Below are 17513 nucleotides of genomic sequence, written 5' to 3'. Positions count from 1 at the left end.
TTGAAAAGTGAGAAATTTAAAATTGGGTGTCTAAATTATTTTCTATTCATAATGTGGGTGTCTTAATAAATTTCTTAATAAATTAAAAAGCTCAGGCGGGGCTGAGCTTTTTAAATTAGGTTATATTTTGCAAGCAAATGATTACGAAAAGGCTTTTTCGCTTAGGAGTTCTTGCATTTGTTCGCGCATTTTAAATTTTTGAAGTTTGCCTGTTACTGTCATTGGGTATTCTTCAACAAAGCGTATGTGCTTTGGAACTTTGAAGTAGGCTAGTTTATCTTTTAAGAAATCACGAATGGCATTTTCATCAAGTACCGCATCATCTTTAGGTTGGATCCAGGCACATACTTCTTCGCCGTATTTTTCATCACTTATACCAAAAATGGCCGCATCTTGAATACCGGGGTAGGTATAAAGTACTTCTTCTATTTCTCTAGGGTAGATGTTTTCACCGCCGCGGATGATCATGTCTTTTATTCGGCCTACGATAGCAACAAAGCCATCTTCGTCCATCACACCTAAGTCTCCTGAGTGTAACCAACCGTCTTGATCTATTGTTGCTTTCGTTTTTTCTTCATCATTCCAATAGCAGCGCATAATTCCAGCGCCACGGCTACATACTTCCCCGGGTAAGCCAACTTTTTGAACATCACCTAGCTCGTCAATAATTTTAACTTCAGTATGAGCTAATGCACGGCCCACTGTGGTGACTTGTTTCTCGAGTGGTGAGTCGGTTTCGGTTACATTATTGATAGGGCTACATTCAGTTTGACCATAACCAATAACAACCTCTTTCATATGCATTAATGAGTGAACTTTACGCATAACTTGCTCAGGGCAGGTTGAGCCGGCCATTACGCCTGTTCGTAGGCTAGATAAGTCATAGTTTGCAAAATCTTTAAGCTCTAACTCGGCGATAAACATCGTTGGAACACCATGCAGGCCTGTACAGCGTTCCTTTTCAACAACTTCTAGGGTTGTTTTAGGGTCGAATGAATCACCCGGAAAAACTGCGGTGGCGCCTTTACTTATACATACTAAATTGCCAAGCACCATACCAAAGCAGTGATATAGCGGTACCGGTATACAGAGTTTATCCTCATGTGTCAGCTTCATCGCTTGGGCCATCAAAAATCCGTTATTGAGGATGTTTTTATGCGATAAGGTCGCTCCTTTTGGATTACCCGTAGTACCAGAAGTAAATTGAATATTGATATCTTGGTCACAGCTTAAAGTAGCAGCTATTGCATCAAGCTCTAGCTTATGGGCATCTGTTGCGCGCTGCATGATATCGCTAAAGCTAAACATGCCAGCAGCAGGCTCATCCCCAATACGAATAATGTTTTTTAGATGTGGCAGGGCAGTTAAATTTAATTTACCTGCTTGAGATTCTTTAAGTTCTGGTGCGAGCTCATTGAGCATGTTTATATAATTGCTGGCTTTAAATTCACTCGCTGTAATCAATGTTGAGCATTCTACGCTATTGAGTGCGTATTTTAATTCGCTTGGTCGGTATGCTGGGTTGATGCAGACCATAATTGCACCAATCTTGGCTGTAGCAAATTGGGTTAAGCACCATTCAATATTGTTAGGAGACCAAATACCAACCCGGTCGCCGGGTTTTACGCCAAGCGATAATAACCCCATTGCTAATTGATTAATCTGTTGCTGATATTGTTTATAAGTTAAACGGATCTGTTGATGATGAACAACAATCGCGGGGTGATTAGGGTGATTGTCGACAATATCATCTAAGTATTGGCCAATAGTTTTTTTAATTAAAGGAATGTCTGTGCGGCCTTGATAATAGCTTTGAGAAAGTGGAAGCGCATTACTGTGTGTGTTCGTTATCTGCATTGTGTTCTCCGTGTCCGGTTAATGTGTTGTCATGGACTTGATGCAAAAGAATTGAAACTATCATTTAAGATAATTTCAAAACATGCGTACCTGATTAACTAAACACAGATTGTCGACAAAGAAAAGCTTTATAAGACTAATGTACAGAGTGTGATTTAAACAAAGCAGAATAAAGAATGGGTTTTGGATATAAAAAAACGTGCCGTAGCACGTTCTTTTTGATACTAAATTAGCAATTAAGCTTTTGGCTCATCTTGCTTATAAGTTTTACGCATGATGTACACGTAAGCACTTATGAATGCGTTTTCTTGGAACTTTTTCAGGCCTGTATCTTCAAAGTCGATAGGCACAGGGTTGCGTTTAAGCTGCTCTTTGATTTCAGTTGCCGATAAAATTTGTACATCTAAGCGCTCAATTAACTGAATAGCCGTTTCCATTTTGAAACCTTTTGCGCTACCAGCGAATTTACCTTTAGCTTGACGCTCTTTGATTGCCACAGAGTCAATTTGATAATCTTCCATTAACTTTTTGAAATCAAATTGGAATTTACGCATTACTTCTGTGTCATTACCGTTACCTAAGGTAAAACGTGTTTGTCTAACATCACGGATATCAAATACGTCATTGTCTTTGGTTAAAATGCACAGTAGTACGTCGCTACCTGTAATTTCTACACCACATGTTCTCATGGTCTTTCTCTAAATAACTTAATTTGCGCAATTATAGCAAGTAACGTTATGAAAAACAGGTGCTTTAAAAATGAATTTTAATAGCGATAGCACTGTGGTCACTTACGCTAATATCTTCACTAAGGATGCTTGGTGATATATGCCTATCATAACTTTCATAATCGAGCGCTTTAACCTTCGAAACTTGGCAGTCAGGATTAAAATGTGCAGAGGCGAGAATGTAATCAAGTACATTCCCTTTTGATTGATAATAATGACTAAAGGGCTTTGATTTATTCTCATAAAATGAGCGGCTAAACTCATAGCTGTCGGTTAAACCTACAACGGGTTCGTTATGTTCTATGCAAGGTTCGCAGCGAGTTGGGTGAAACCCTTGAGTCATAAACGATAAAGTTGGGCTGGTGAGTACATCATTAAAATCCCCCATAACAAGTGTTGCACATTGCTTTTCGCGTTGGGTTTTAAGGGCATCATAATAAACAATGGATGCTTCTAATGAGCGCGAGATTTGAGACTGCATGGTACCCACCGTTTGATGTAGCAACTGCAAAAGTGGATCTTCAAGGTTATGGATATTAAGTATATGCGCCATTGACTGGACGCGCTGTGATTTAAAATGAACCACATAAAAGCATACTTCACCAAAATCAGGTAAATCAATTAAGCATTTAATCGGCGTGCGGTTAAATTTGAACTCATTCTGATTATTTAAATACTCAAGTAATTCAGGGCATGGTGTCAATGCATCGGCAGATTTAAACGGGTATTTACTGGCAATGGCAACCACAGGATTGAATAACACTTGCGGATAAAGGCTATCATGGGACGGGCTATCTACGGTTTTAAAATAATCGTAGCCTGCTTCTTTGCATTGCACTTCTAGAGCATGCTGACTAAACACTTCTTGAAACGCCACCACATCAGGGTTTGCCTCATTTAAGAAATTAGCTACAAACAATTGTTTTTGCTGCCATTGTGTATTGTTGTATCGTTCATGTAGCTGATAAAAGGAGTAGGGTGGCGCGGTATAATTTAATAAATTAAACGTCGCAAATTTAAACGTACGCGTGTGTGGCATTTTGATCACCCTAAAAGTACTAACTCATTAAGTATGAAATGAGTTAACTAATTGTCAATTTAGTCTTCTTATTACTTGTATTTGAGTACGTGAGCGGCGACAATAGCTGCTTGTATTTGCGAAGACTCAGTAAATACAAGCTTAATTAGCAATGCTTATTCGTAAAAGCGTTGCAGAGTTACTTAAAATTAATTTAAAAATATTACATGTGGTGCATTGTAGGCATCACCACTGTATAAGGATTTATAATGCCAGTTATTACCCTCCCTGACGGCAGTCAGCGTAGTTTTGAAAACCCAGTAAGCACATATGATGTAGCAAATGATATCGGTCCAGGTCTTGCCAAAGCAACTATTGCAGGCCGTGTAAATGGCACCCGTGTTGATGCATGTGACTTAATTACCGAAGATGCGCGTTTAGAAATTATCACTGCAAAAGATGATGATGGTTTAGAGATCATCCGTCACTCTTGTGCGCACCTTATCGGCCATGCGGTTAAGCAACTTTTCCCTGAAGCAAAAATGGCAATCGGTCCGACCATCGATAACGGTTTTTATTACGACATCGATATGGATCACTCTTTAAGCCAAGACGATTTAGATGCAATCGAAAAGCGTATGCTTGAACTTGCTAAAACAAACTACGACGTTGTTAAAAAGACCGTAAGCTGGCAAGAAGCGCGTGATACTTTTGAAGCACGCGGTGAAACATATAAAATGGAAATTCTAGACGAAAACATCGCAAAAGATGATCGTCCAGGTTTATATCACCACGAAGAATACATCGACATGTGTCGTGGTCCACACGTACCAAACATGAAATTCTGCCAACACTTTAAAATTATGAAAGTGGCAGGTGCTTATTGGCGTGGTGATTCAGAAAACAAAATGCTGCAACGTATCTACGGCACAGCATGGGCAGATAAAAAGCAACTTAAAGCGTATTTAAAACGTTTAGAAGAAGCTGAGAAACGTGATCACCGTCGTATTGGTAAAGCGCTTGATTTATGGCATTGGCAAGAAGAAGCACCAGGCATGGTGTTTTGGCACAATGATGGTTGGAGCATTTACCGTGAGCTAGAAGACTTCGTTCGTGAAAAATTACGCGAGTATGATTACGAAGAAGTCAAAGGCCCATTAATGATGGACCGTGCGTTGTGGGAAAAATCAGGTCACTGGGACAAATACGCAGATGCGATGTTCACAACTGAGTCTGAAAAGCGTGAGTACGCAATTAAACCAATGAACTGCCCAGGCCACGTACAAATCTTTAACCAAGGTTTAAAATCATACCGTGATCTACCTTTACGTATGGCTGAGTTTGGTTGTTGTCACCGTAACGAACCATCAGGTGCCTTACACGGCCTAATGCGTGTTCGTGGCTTTACCCAAGATGATGCGCATATCTTCTGTACTGAAGAGCAAATCATGGATGAAGTATCGTCATGTATCAAAATGGTTTACGACACATACGAAACGTTTGGCTTTGAGAAAATCGTTGTAAAACTTTCTACTCGTCCTGAAAAGCGTATCGGTGAAGACGAAATGTGGGATAAAGCTGAGCTTGCACTTGCAGAAGCATTAAAAGCAAACGACATTGAGTTTGATTACCTACCAGGTGAAGGTGCGTTCTACGGTCCGAAGATTGAGTTCACACTGTATGACTGTTTAGACCGTGCATGGCAATGTGGTACTGTACAGCTAGACTTTGCATTACCAGGTCGTTTAGGTGCAACTTATGTTGCTGAAAACAACGAGCGTCGTACACCGGTTATGATCCACCGTGCTATTTTAGGTTCAATCGAGCGTTTCATCGGTATTTTAACCGAAGAGTATGCTGGTTTGTTCCCAACATGGCTTGCTCCAAAGCAAGTAGTGATCATGAACATCACGGATAAACAAGCAGATTATGTGCAAGAAATTGTACAAAAATTAAATAAACTTGGAATTAGAGCCGCTGCTGACTTGAGAAATGAGAAGATTGGCTTTAAAATCCGTGAACATACGTTAAAACGTATTCCATACTTACTTGTTGTTGGCGATAAAGAAGTTGAACAACAAGAAGTGGCAGTACGCACTCGCACAGGTGAAGACCTAGGCAAATTTAGTGTTGATGATTTCATTGCAAAATTAAGCGAAGAAATTAAAAATCGACAATAAAGCATGAGCGTGTAGGGCAAACAAACAGCCAACTACACGCTTTTTATTTTATATTCTTGGAGGATCGTACCATTAGAGGCGGCAAGAAAGGGCAACAAACAGCTCAAAAAAATCGTATCAACGAAGATATTACAGCTAAAGAAGTTCGTTTAATTGGCATCGACGGTGAGCAAGCTGGTATCGTGTCATTAAAAGAGGCGCAAGCTATCGCTGATGATGCGGGTGTAGATCTTGTAGAAATCAGTCCTAATGCTGAGCCACCTGTTTGTAAGGTTATGGACTACGGTAAGTTCATCTTTGAGAAAAGCAAAGAACTAAAAGAACAAAAGAAAAAGCAAAAGCAGATCCAGGTTAAAGAAATCAAATTCCGTCCTGGTACTGACGAAGGTGACTACCAAGTTAAACTTCGCAGCTTGCGCAAGTTCTTAGAAGCGGGTGACAAAGCTAAAATTACTATCCGTTTCCGTGGTCGTGAGATGGCTCACCAAGAAATTGGTATCGAATTATTAAACCGTGTTAAAGCCGATTTGGAAGATGTATCACAAGTTGAGTCGTTCCCAAATCGTGTTGAAGGTCGCCAGATGGTTATGATGATGGCACCTATTGCTAAAAAGCAATAAACAGGGTATATTACGCACCGATTTTATTTCAGGTCTGCAAGTAACAGTTTACTGTTCACCTGAAATAACCGGTTTAAGTAAGGTTGCACTGCTTTTGTAGTGGGCCTTCACCGGATTATGGCAGTAAGTTAGGCCTTAAAAGTAGAGCTGTTTTAATATCTCTCGCCTGCTTGCTAATTTTTAAGCAATACATTTGGAGTTATTGCAATGGCTTATAAGCTAAAAACTCACAGAGGCGCGGCTAAGCGTTTCAAGAAAACTGCTTCTGGCGGTTTCAAGCGTAAACAAGCGCATCTTCGTCACATTCTGACTAAGAAAACTTCTAAGCGTAAATTACACTTACGTCCTAAGATGATGGTTCATAAGAATGACCATGGTCTAGTTTCACGTATGTTACCATTCGCTTAATAGGAGTCTTCAGAAATGGCAAGAGTTAAACGCGGTGTTATCGCACGTGCACGTCACAAAAAAGTTTTAAAACAAGCTAAAGGTTACTACGGAGCACGTTCACGTGTTTACCGCGTAGCTTTCCAGGCAGTTACTAAAGCGGGTCAATACGCTTACCGTGACCGTCGTGCTAAGAAACGTACTTTCCGTCAACTTTGGATTGCACGTATCAATGCAGCAGCTCGTCAAAACGGTCTTTCATACAGCCGTTTTATCAATGGTCTTAAAAAGACTTCTGTAGAAATCGATCGTAAGATCCTTGCAGATATCGCTGTTTACGACCAAGTTGCATTCGCAGCGCTTGTTGCAAAAGCAAAAGAAGGCCTAGCGGCTTAATTTCGCTTTTCATAAAGTTTAAAAAGGAGCCTAGTGCTCCTTTTTTTGATCTTAAATAAAATTCATAAATAACAACGATTTTGCATAGCGTATGTCGTTTGCTCCATTTTTTTGTTGAATCACCGCAGTTTACGCAATCCATTCAGATTAGTTGTTATAATTTCCCCAATAGAAATAAGTACCGCACTTGAGAGTGATATGTTTGCGAGTTTAGTGTTTTTATCTGCTGCAGTAACTTTAGACAGCCACCTACCCCCATTGTTGCCATGGCAAGGCGACAGTGTGTCTTTAATGCAAGAAAAAGGACCATTGACCACTGATTTTGAGTTAAGCAATGGCACATTATCTCCAAACTACACAGACACAATGGCGTTTGTAGACCGCCTCGTTGCAGCAAACCCAACGCAATTCAAAGTCACGACCATTGCAACTAGCAGTGCGGGTCGTGCGGTGAAAATGTTAGTGGCGAATGAACAAGGTTTATTTGATGCAAAACAACTTGTTGCAGATACTAAACCAACTATCTTCATTCAAGCAGGTATTCACAGCGGTGAAATAGATGGCAAAGATGCCATGTTTATGCTGTTACGCGATATTGCTACAGGTAAACGCCGAGACATACTGAGTAAAGTCAATATTCTGTTTATTCCTATTTTAAACGTTGATGGTCACGAGCGTAGTAGCCAATATAACCGTATTAATCAGCGTGGCCCAGTTGAAATGGGTTTTAGAACGAATGGTTTAAATTTAAATTTGAATCGTGATTACACTAAGCTTGATACACCTGAAGTACGCGGTGTGATGCAAGTGATTAATCAATTTAAGCCAGATTTATACGTGGATGTTCATGTAACAGATGGCGCTGATTATCAGTATGACGTGACCTACGGCTACAATCCTGTTTTTTCTAGTGAGTCACCGAGCGTTTCAGAGGCGCTTGATAACCTATTTAAACCTGTTATTGATGCAAAATTAGAAAAAGCTGGGCATATTCCAGGTCCACTGGTGTTTGTAATGGACAAGCGCGAGTTTAAAAAAGGCTTAGCAGGTTGGGTTGCAACACCTCGTTTCTCGAATGGTTGGGGGGATTTACGTTCATTACCAACTATTTTGGTTGAAAACCATTCATTAAAACCGTATAAACAGCGTGTTTTAGGTACGTATGTGTTTATCGATGGCGCAATTGATGCCTTAGCTGCAAACGAAAAAGCACTGAATGATGCAGTTAAAAAAGAGCTCGATTTCAAACCAACGCAGTTAGTCGTTGAACGTGGTTATGCAAAAGAAGCAGATACCATCGAATTTAAAGGTATCGCTTATTCAAGAACTGAAAGCGCATTGTCAGGACAGCCTGAAGTTAAATACTTAGGTGAAGCTAAAAACTATGACGCCTTGCCTATTTACTGGCAAAAAGACGTTAAAAAGACCGTAAATGTGCCAACCGCATTTTATATTCCGCCTGCGTACAGCCAATTGGTTAGTAAACTTAAATTACATGGCGTAGAAGTAACGGCACTCAATGAATCTGTTTCTGAGACATTAACTCAAGCAAGCGTTGCGGATTATGCATTTGCAAAGGCTCCCTTTGAAGGGCGCTTTCGTGTAGAGGCGACATTTGAATACAATACCGTTGAAAATGTTGATATGACGGGTTGGTACAAGGTTTCAACCGATCAACCATACTCTGAGCTGGCTACGCATTTATTACACCCAGAAGCGCCTGATTCATTCTTTGCTTGGGGTGAGTTTAATACTATTTTTCAGCGCACTGAATACGTTGAGAATTACGCGTTAATGCCGTACGCACGCCAAATGCTTAAAGAAAAACCAGCATTGGCTTTAGAATTCGATAAAAAAATTCGCGAAGATAAAAACTTTGCAAAAGATGCAGATGCACGTTTGCATTGGCTTTATGAGCGTACACCGTTTTATGATCAAGGCTATTTAAAATACCCAATTTTAATGGCGTTTGAGCAGTTACAAAAAGGACAATAACATGAAGGTACTCGCTGTTCCTGTTACTGGCTTTGCGCAAAATTGCCGCATTATCATTTGTGAGCAAACGAATAAAGCTGCACTGGTAGACCCAGGTGGTGATGCAGAGAAGCTGCAAGCGGAACTAGCTGCGTTAAATTGTGAGTTAGAGGCAATTTACTTGACTCATGGTCACTTAGACCATGTGGGTGCTGCAAAGCAACTCGCAGATCACTTCAGCGTCGATATCATAGGCCCACATCTAGACGATAAATTTTGGTTTGACGCTTTGCCAATGCAAGCACAAATGTTTGGTTTTGCAGCCATCGCGCCATTTTATCCAACCAAATGGTTAGCTCATGGCGACACTATCACAGTAGGTGAACTTGCATTAGCCGTACGTCATTGCCCAGGGCATACACCTGGTCACGTTGTTTTTTATCATCAAGATTCAGAACAGCTGATTGTGGGTGATGTGATTTTTCAAGGCTCTGTTGGTCGTACTGATTTTCCAAAAGGGGATAGTGCGCAATTACTCAAATCAATTAAGTCTGAGATTTTATCTTTCTCAGATAACGTTGCTATTTTGCCAGGCCACGGTCCGAATACCACCGTAGGGCACGAGCGAAGAACAAATCCATTTATTAGTGGTCGATTTGGTTAATGTCAACTCGCACAAACAGCTAGTTATTTGATTAAGTGGATCGGTATAAAATTGCAATTTTTTTGCATAAATAGTAGAAAATAGGCAGACTGATTTTTAAATCAGTTATATAATTTAACCAGTATTTTTACAGAAAAAGAAATAAAATGTCTCTGAACCAAGTAGATCGCCAAATTTTGGCATTATTACAGCAGGATGCTAGCTTATCTACGGCAGAAATTGCCGATAAAGTTGGTTTATCTCAATCTCCATGTTGGCGTCGTATCGCTAAGCTTGAGCAAGATGGCTATATCAAAGGTAAAGTTGCTTTGCTTGATGAGAAAAAGCTTGGCTTTGATATGTTGGTTTATGCCCATGTTCGCTTATCTAATCACGGCAGAACAAACCTCGCTGAATTTGAGCGTTTGATCATGAGCTATGATGAAGTGACTGAGTGTTACAGCATGGCGGGTACGATGGACTTTATGCTTCGTATTATCTCTAAAGGTATTGAGGGCTACGAGCAATTTGTCCGTGATAACCTACTAAACCTTGAATTTGTTCAAGAGGTTCACTCGAACGTAACAATGACTTGCGTTAAGCGTAGTACGTCTTTACCTCTTTAATCTTTTTCTACTACGTTTTATTTTTTCAAAAACGGTTAGTGCTTTTCGGTACTAGCCGTTTTGTTGTTAATAATTGTTAACTTTTGCGGATTTTGCTAGAATTCTGCGCCTTGCCGAAATGCACTCATTACAAAGAGGATTTTAATGTTTAACTTACTCAGCAAAGCGCCAAGCTCTGCTAAAAACGATATATTATCAGGCCTGACCGTTGCGTTAGCCTTGGTACCAGAAGCAGTCGCGTTTGCTTTTGTTGCTAATGTTGAGCCTTTGGTTGGTTTATATGCCGCATTTATTGTTGGTTTAATCACGGCTATTTTTGGTGGTCGTCCAGGTATGATTTCTGGTGCTACAGGTGCACTAGCCGTTGTGATGGTAAGTTTAGTATTAGATCATGGCGTAGAGTATTTATTTGCAACCGTCTTGCTGATGGGGATACTGCAAATACTTGCTGGCATTTTTAAGCTGGGTAAGTTTATCCGAATGGTACCTCACCCAGTTATGCTGGGTTTTGTTAATGGTCTTGCGATTGTTATTTTCTTAGCGCAACTCGGTCAGTTCAAAGTGCCTGATGGCATGGGTGGTCAACAGTGGATGGAAGGACAAGCTCTTTACATCATGCTTGGTTTAGTGACTTTAACCATGGCCATTATTCATTTTTTACCTAAGTTAACCACAGCCGTGCCTTCATCATTAGTTGCGATTGTTACCGTGACTGCAATCGTGATTGGCTTTGATTTAGAAGCGCGCACTGTACTTGATTTCTTAAAAGGTATGACTGGTAATGAGCAGGCAACCATTGCCGGTGGCTTACCTGAATTCCATATTCCAATGGTCCCGTTTAACTTAGAAACGTTTAAAATCATTTTTCCATATGCATTAATTTTAGCGGCGATTGGCTTAATTGAGTCGTTATTAACGCTGACCTTAATTGATGAAATTACCGAAACCCGCGGTCAAAGTAATAAAGAGTGTATTGGCCAAGGTGCTGCAAACATTACCTGTGGTTTCTTTGGGGCAATGGGTGGATGTGCGATGATTGGTCAATCTATGATCAATATTAACTCGGGTGGTCGTTCACGCTTATCGGGTATCACTGCTGCGCTAATGCTGCTTGTGTTCATTATTTTTGCAGCAGGGTACATTGAAATGATCCCACTGGCAGCGCTAGTGGGTGTTATGTTCATGGTTGTATTGGGCACCTTTGAATGGGCAAGCTTTAAGATGATGAAGCGTGTACCAAAATCGGACGCGTTTGTTATTGTACTTGTTTCAGGTGTTACAGTAGCGACAGACCTTGCAATTGCGGTATGTGTAGGTGTGATTGTGTCTGCACTGGTTTTTGCTTGGCAACATGCTAAACACATTTACACGAGTAACTACATTGATGAGCAGGGCTCTAAAGTGTATGAGCTTCATGGCCCATTATTCTTTGGCTCGGTTAAGAATTTTGCTGAGTTATTTGATGTTAAAAATGACCCAGAAGATGTGATCATTGAATTTAAACACAGCCGTGTCGCTGATCACAGCGCAATTGAAGCAATTGATAGCCTAGCTGATAAATATGCTAAAGCAGGTAAACAATTACACTTGCGTCACTTAAGCCCAGACTGTATTCAGTTATTGCATAAAGCACGTGATTTAGTTGAAGTAAATGTCATTGAAGATCCACATTATAAAGTGGCATCAGATAAATTAGCTTAAAAATCAAGCTTAGGAAAAGCGAAGGCGGGATCGTCTTCGCTTTTTTTATATCTGCAGAATGCGGTAAGGCTATTAAAAATTAAGATAGGCGGCAGTGCTTTGTTCTCGTGACTATCGGTATAATAAAAATAATTATGAAAGGTAATCTGATATTTTGAATTGGCAATCATTAGTTGATAATCGACAACGCTTTTTCTGGGTCCTGCAAATTGCAGGCTGGATAGGGTATGCGTTAGTTAATTATATCGGCTCTAAAGTCTTTGAAATGCGTGATATTTACGTATTTGTTATTGTATTAAACGCTTACGCAGGCTGTTTAATGACAGTACCTTTGCGTTATATGTATCGTAAAGTCTGGAATGCCTCGCCATGGGTGTTGATGCTTGTTGTATTTGGGGCCTCTTATGTTACCGGTACATTGTGGGCTGTTGTTCAAAAATTCAATTTATGGGAAATCTACCGTCACGGTTACCGACCAAATGAATGGTTTTATTACTTTCAACAAGGCTTAGATTCGGTTTATATCATACTTTGTTGGAGTGGCTTGTATTTTGGTATTAAGTACTACCAGTTGTTGCAAAGTGAGCGCCAAAAAGCCCTTAAAGCAACCACCATGGCGCACGAAGCACAGCTTAAAATGCTGCGTTATCAACTTAATCCACACTTTTTATTTAATACTTTAAATGCCATCTCAACCTTAATTTTGGTTAAAGAGAACAAAGATGCGAATTTAATGGTATCTAAATTGAGTGACTTTTTACGTTACACACTCAATACCGATCCGATTAAGAAAGTACCGTTAGAGCAAGAAATTCACGCTTTGATGTTGTACTTAGAGATTGAAAAAGTACGCTTTGATGAACGTTTACAAGTTAACGTCGAAGTAAGCGAACAGGCAAAAGAAGCCTTAGTACCAAGTTTGATCCTCCAGCCTATTATCGAGAACTCGATTAAATATGCGATAGCGCAATTAAATGAAGGCGGTGTGATTGATATTAAAGCACAAGTTTTTGCAAATGAACTATTATTGGAAGTAGGCGATAATGGTCCTGGCACTGAGCTAAAAAATGGCCAACTGGTTAATTCACAAGGCGTTGGCATAGCAAATACACAGGACCGCTTAAAAACACTTTATGAGAACAACTACTCATTCGTTCTCTCTGACAATACGCCAAGTGGATTAAAAGTTAATCTGCGCGTTCCGTTTGAAAAGGCTGTTAAGAAATGAGCAAAATTAGAACTTTGATCGTTGACGATGAACCGTTAGCACGTAAAGGCTTAGCTGTTCGACTATCTGAGTTTGACGATATAGAAGTCATTCGTTTATGTAGCAATGGTCAAGAAGCAATTGATGAATGCGTATCAGGCAATATTCAATTGGTTTTCTTAGATATTCAAATGCCAAATATGAACGGTTTTGAGGTGGCACGTGCACTTAGTGAAAGTGTTAACCCATTACCAGCAATTGTATTTGTTACAGCTTTTGATCAGTTTGCTGTTAAAGCATTCGAGATTCATGCGTTGGATTATATTCTTAAACCAGTCGATGACAACAGACTAAAACAGGCGGTAGAAAAAGTGCATACCTATTTAAAAACGCAACAAGATAACGCCCATAAGAAAAAACTAGCGAGCTTTGTTGCAGGTATTACCGGTAATAATTGCGAAGAAATTTTAAAGAAGTTAGCAACGGGCGATAGCCTAGCTGATCGTCGTTATCCTGAATCGTTAGCAGTAAAAGAGCAGGGCGAGATTGTTCGTGTCCCTGTGGTGACAATTCAATGGGTCGATGCGGCTGGTGATTATATGTGTCTACATTGCCAAGACGGGCAAACGCATATTCTTCGTAAAACAATGAAAGAGCTTGAACAAGAGCTTGATCCACAATTATTCGTGCGTGTTCATCGCAGCGCAATTGTGAATACAAAACAAATTAGCAAACTTGTTACCCAAGTGAGCGGTGAGTATCTTTTAGTGTTAGATAACGGCCAAGAATTAAAAGTAAGCCGTAGTTATCGCGACAAAGTGAAAGCAGCTCTGGCGAGCTAATAGCTGTTTAAAACTAAATCAGCTAAAAACAAAAAAGGCGCAATAAATTGCGCCTTTTTTAATGAATAATTGTAACCGTTTAAACGGTTACAATTTTCATCGTGTTTGTCGCACCAATCGTTTCCATCGCATCACCGTGAGTTAAAATCACAGTATCACCAGCAACAAGCGAGCCTTGCTCAACAAGTGTGTTTAATGCGTCACGTACCATGCTGTCATCTTCACATTTCGTTGAATCGAAGAATACAGGGTAAACACCACGGTAAAGTGCCGTTTGACCAAGTGTGCTTGCATGGCGTGATAACGAATAAATTGGTAAGCCAGAACTAATGCGCGACATTAATTTAGCTGTGCTGCCTGATTCAGTCAGTGTCACAATCGCTTTTACAGAATCAAGGTGGTTAGCTGCATACATCGCCGATAACGCAATTGATTCTGCATTTGAAGAAAAACGGCTGTCTAAACGGTGTTTAGAAACGTGTGTTTCTTTTTGTGATTCGGCACCTAAACAAACGCGAGCCATAGTCGCTACAGTTTCTTCAGGGTAGTCACCAGCAGCTGTTTCAGCTGATAGCATAACGGCATCAGTACCATCTAATACGGCGTTTGCAACGTCCATAACCTCAGCACGTGTTGGCATTGGGTTATCGATCATAGATTCCATCATTTGTGTTGCAGTCACAACAGTACGGTTAAGTGAACGAGCACGGCTAATAATCAGCTTTTGTTTACCAACAAGCGCTGCATCACCAATTTCAACACCTAAGTCACCACGCGCAACCATTACTGCGTCAGATGCTAGAACGATATCGTCAATTGCTTCAACAGTTTCAACTGCTTCTGCACGTTCGATTTTTGCAAGTAGTTGTGCGTTTGAACCCGCAGCTTCTGCTAAAGAGCGAACATAACGCATATCATCACCACTGCGTGGGAATGAAACAGCAATATAATCAACACCGATTTCAGTCGCTGTGATTAAATCTTCTTTATCTTTATCGGTAAAAGCAGGGGCTGTTAAACCACCACCTAAACGGTTAATACCTTTATTGTTCGAAAGCACACCGCCAACAGTTACTGTTGTGTGTACTAGGGCACCATCAACGCTATCGACTGTTAATTGAATCAAGCCATCGTTTAAAAGAAGTAAGTCACCTGATTTAACATCATTTGGTAATTCTTTATAGTCGATACCAACAGCATTAACGTCGCCTTGACCTTTCTCCATTTTTGCATCAAGGGTAAATTTTGCACCTACTTCAAGGTTTACTTTACCGTCTTTAAACGTTGATACACGAATTTTAGGACCTTGTAAGTCTGCAAGGATAGCAACGTGTTTGCCTAAACGCTTAGCAATGCTACGTACCGCATCTGCGCGGTCTTTGTGATCTTGTGCTACGCCATGTGAGAAGTTCAAACGAACCACATTTGCACCTGCACGAATAATTTTTTCTAGGTTGTTATCGCGATCGGTTGCCGGTCCAAGGGTCGCAACAATTTTTGTGCGTCTTAGCATCAAATTCTCCTGTGCGCTTAAATTTTTAGCGAATTGATGGTTATCTATTAAAATGTCGTGCTATAAACCTTCTTCATTGGCTTATACATCTGCACGAAGTAGAACTCATAAGTAAAAAATGATTGTTTTTACTTATGAGGATCTGGCTCTTTGTATTAATTATAGAGTATACAAAGGGTGAATGACGTTATTATGACACCGGTGTCAGGTAGCGTCAATACACATACCTTTTTAAAGGGTATTATAAAAATCTGGTCCGATGCCTTAGTAATTTTGATATACTGAGTGCAACGTCGCTTCATGATTTCGATGATTTATCTCAAGTTGGCTTACAAGCTCGCATTTTTGGGCTGCTTGGGTATAATGCGCGCGTAATTATTTTGATTAACTAACCAATAGTTGTTACCGAGGAGGACACTAAATGCAAGTTGCATTAGTAGGGTTAGGCGTTATGGGTAAAAATCTTGCCCTCAACCTGATTGAAAAAGGGCTGACATTAGTAGCTTATGATAAAAACCCAGATGCGGGTGCCGAGTTACTAAGCTGTGCGAAAGCACTAGGTTTGGCAGACCGTTTACATATTGTGTCTGATTTAAATGATATGGTTAGACGCTTAGAGCCGCCTCGTTCGATTCTACTTTTAGTTCCTGCTGGTGAATTGGTTGATAAAGTATGTACAGAGCTTGCAGAAGCAGGTGTTGACTGTGATGACATTATCGTAGATTGCGGCAACAGTAACTATAAAGATGGCATTAGCCGTAAACTTAAATATCAAAACAAATTTGAATTTGCCACTATGGGTATTTCTGGCGGTGCAGAAGGTGCACGTCACGGCCCTGCAATGATGGCAAGTGGTTCAGAAGGCGGCTGGGAGCGTGTTGAGCCGTGGTTTGAAAAAGTAGCGGCAAGCTACAAAGGCGAGTCATGTTTCGCGCGTGTAGGTCAATCTGCAAGTGGTCACTTTGTGAAAATGGTTCATAACGGTATCGAATATGCGTTAATGCAATTAATTGCTGAAATGTATCAATTACTGCGTTTAGGTACTAATCGTTCACCAAAAGAAGTGGCTGACATCTTCAATGAATGGTCAGAAGGCACTTTAAATAGCTACTTACTGTCAATTTCAAGCCATATCTTAAGCCTTGAAACGACAGAAGGTGAGCCGCTCGTTGATTTAATCGACAATAAAGTTGGCGCGAAAGGCACGGGTTTATGGACTGCACAAAATGCCCTAGAGCTTGGTATTGCAGTGCCATCACTAGTTGCAGCTGTTCAAGCTCGTCACTTAACAAATACCTGTGATACGCATGCTGCAAAAGAAATGACTTACGCTGCTAAAGCAACGGATACGGTTGATTTAGATTTAGCTGAGTTAAAAGATGCATTCACATTGGCAAGTTTACTTGCTTATCGTCAAGGTTTAGCACTTATCAAAGGTGCGTCACGTGCGCATCAGTGGAAAGTTGATCTTTCTAAAACGCTACAAACTTGGCGCGCAGGTTGTATCATCCGCGCTGATTACTTAGACAATGTCGCTGAAGGTGTAGAATTTATTGATTCTATGCAGCGTGAATCAGCAGCATTACGTAAGGTAACGGGTGCAGCCGTTGCATCTGGTTTAGCTTTCCCTGTGTTAACAGCAACACAAACTTACATCGCAACGTTAACAACGCCGAGTAATGGTCATCTTGTACAAGCACAACGTGACTACTTTGGTGAGCATGGCATTAAAACTCACAGTGGTGAGATTTGCCATTTAACTGACTTAGTTGAGATTGACGAAAAAGTTCGTTAATTATCAAAAGTATAAAAAGGCACCCG

The 17513-nt window shown here is 40.4% G+C and carries 15 protein-coding genes; 11 read left to right on the top strand and 4 right to left on the bottom strand.

Annotated elements, in window-relative coordinates:
- Positions 1-141 precede the first annotated feature (141 nt).
- The 3 genes from C2M33_RS07875 to C2M33_RS07865 form a co-directional block, all read right to left on the bottom strand.
- Positions 142-1857, bottom strand: a complete 1716-nt coding sequence (locus tag C2M33_RS07875; RefSeq protein WP_105174180.1) for an AMP-binding protein — start codon at positions 1855-1857, stop codon at positions 142-144.
- 236 nt (positions 1858-2093) lie between these two features.
- Positions 2094-2546 carry a DUF3010 family protein gene (locus C2M33_RS07870; protein WP_054554891.1) on the bottom strand — a complete coding sequence of 151 codons (453 nt, stop codon included), beginning with the start codon at positions 2544-2546 and terminating at the stop codon, positions 2094-2096.
- A 64-nt stretch (positions 2547-2610) separates the two neighbouring features.
- Positions 2611-3624, bottom strand: coding sequence for an endonuclease/exonuclease/phosphatase family protein (locus tag C2M33_RS07865; protein WP_105174179.1), 1014 nt, complete (start codon positions 3622-3624; stop codon positions 2611-2613).
- A 248-nt stretch (positions 3625-3872) separates the two neighbouring features.
- On the opposite strand from C2M33_RS07865, the gene thrS reads away from it, so the two are divergent.
- From thrS to C2M33_RS07815, 10 genes are all read left to right on the top strand, one after another.
- Positions 3873-5783 carry a threonine--tRNA ligase gene (gene thrS, locus C2M33_RS07860; protein WP_063705031.1) on the top strand — a complete coding sequence of 637 codons (1911 nt, stop codon included), beginning with the start codon at positions 3873-3875 and terminating at the stop codon, positions 5781-5783.
- A gap of 56 nt (positions 5784-5839) precedes the next feature.
- Positions 5840-6403, top strand: a complete 564-nt coding sequence (gene infC, locus C2M33_RS07855; RefSeq protein ID WP_082874073.1) for a translation initiation factor IF-3 — start codon at positions 5840-5842, stop codon at positions 6401-6403.
- A 207-nt stretch (positions 6404-6610) separates the two neighbouring features.
- Positions 6611-6811: a 50S ribosomal protein L35 gene (gene rpmI / locus C2M33_RS07850; protein WP_054554888.1), complete on the top strand. Its 201-nt coding sequence runs from the start codon at positions 6611-6613 to the stop codon at positions 6809-6811.
- 15 nt (positions 6812-6826) lie between these two features.
- Positions 6827-7186, top strand: coding sequence for a 50S ribosomal protein L20 (gene rplT / locus C2M33_RS07845; RefSeq protein WP_036968189.1), 360 nt, complete (start codon positions 6827-6829; stop codon positions 7184-7186).
- A 198-nt stretch (positions 7187-7384) separates the two neighbouring features.
- Positions 7385-9181, top strand: a complete 1797-nt coding sequence (locus C2M33_RS07840; RefSeq protein WP_105174178.1) for a M14 family metallopeptidase — start codon at positions 7385-7387, stop codon at positions 9179-9181.
- Position 9182: 1 nt separating this feature from the next.
- Positions 9183-9824: an MBL fold metallo-hydrolase gene (locus tag C2M33_RS07835; protein ID WP_105174177.1), complete on the top strand. Its 642-nt coding sequence runs from the start codon at positions 9183-9185 to the stop codon at positions 9822-9824.
- 146 nt (positions 9825-9970) lie between these two features.
- Complete coding sequence (locus tag C2M33_RS07830; protein WP_036968198.1) at positions 9971-10429, top strand: Lrp/AsnC family transcriptional regulator; 459 nt, start codon at positions 9971-9973, stop codon at positions 10427-10429.
- Positions 10430-10573: 144 nt separating this feature from the next.
- A complete protein-coding gene (locus C2M33_RS07825) occupies positions 10574-12130 on the top strand; it encodes a SulP family inorganic anion transporter (RefSeq protein ID WP_105174176.1) in 1557 nt (518 codons plus the stop codon).
- A 154-nt stretch (positions 12131-12284) separates the two neighbouring features.
- Positions 12285-13358 carry a sensor histidine kinase gene (locus C2M33_RS07820; protein ID WP_063705038.1) on the top strand — a complete coding sequence of 358 codons (1074 nt, stop codon included), beginning with the start codon at positions 12285-12287 and terminating at the stop codon, positions 13356-13358.
- Complete coding sequence (locus C2M33_RS07815; RefSeq protein WP_063705040.1) at positions 13355-14179, top strand: LytR/AlgR family response regulator transcription factor; 825 nt, start codon at positions 13355-13357, stop codon at positions 14177-14179. Before C2M33_RS07820 ends, C2M33_RS07815 begins: the two co-directional genes overlap by 4 nt.
- 79 nt (positions 14180-14258) lie before the next feature.
- Here C2M33_RS07815 and pyk read toward each other — a convergent pair whose 3' ends face one another.
- Positions 14259-15692: a pyruvate kinase gene (pyk, locus tag C2M33_RS07810; RefSeq protein ID WP_063705043.1), complete on the bottom strand. Its 1434-nt coding sequence runs from the start codon at positions 15690-15692 to the stop codon at positions 14259-14261.
- 421 nt (positions 15693-16113) lie between these two features.
- Between pyk and gndA the strand changes: the two genes are divergently transcribed.
- Positions 16114-17487 carry an NADP-dependent phosphogluconate dehydrogenase gene (gndA, locus tag C2M33_RS07805; RefSeq protein WP_054553937.1) on the top strand — a complete coding sequence of 458 codons (1374 nt, stop codon included), beginning with the start codon at positions 16114-16116 and terminating at the stop codon, positions 17485-17487.
- Positions 17488-17513: the final 26 nt, after the last annotated feature.

Origin of the sequence: Pseudoalteromonas sp. T1lg122, assembly GCF_002964825.1 — a bacterium.
In the GTDB taxonomy this organism is placed as follows: domain Bacteria; phylum Pseudomonadota; class Gammaproteobacteria; order Enterobacterales; family Alteromonadaceae; genus Pseudoalteromonas; species Pseudoalteromonas gelatinilytica.
Note: the sequence above shows the minus strand (reverse complement) of the source record. Positions and strands in the feature narration are given on the sequence as shown.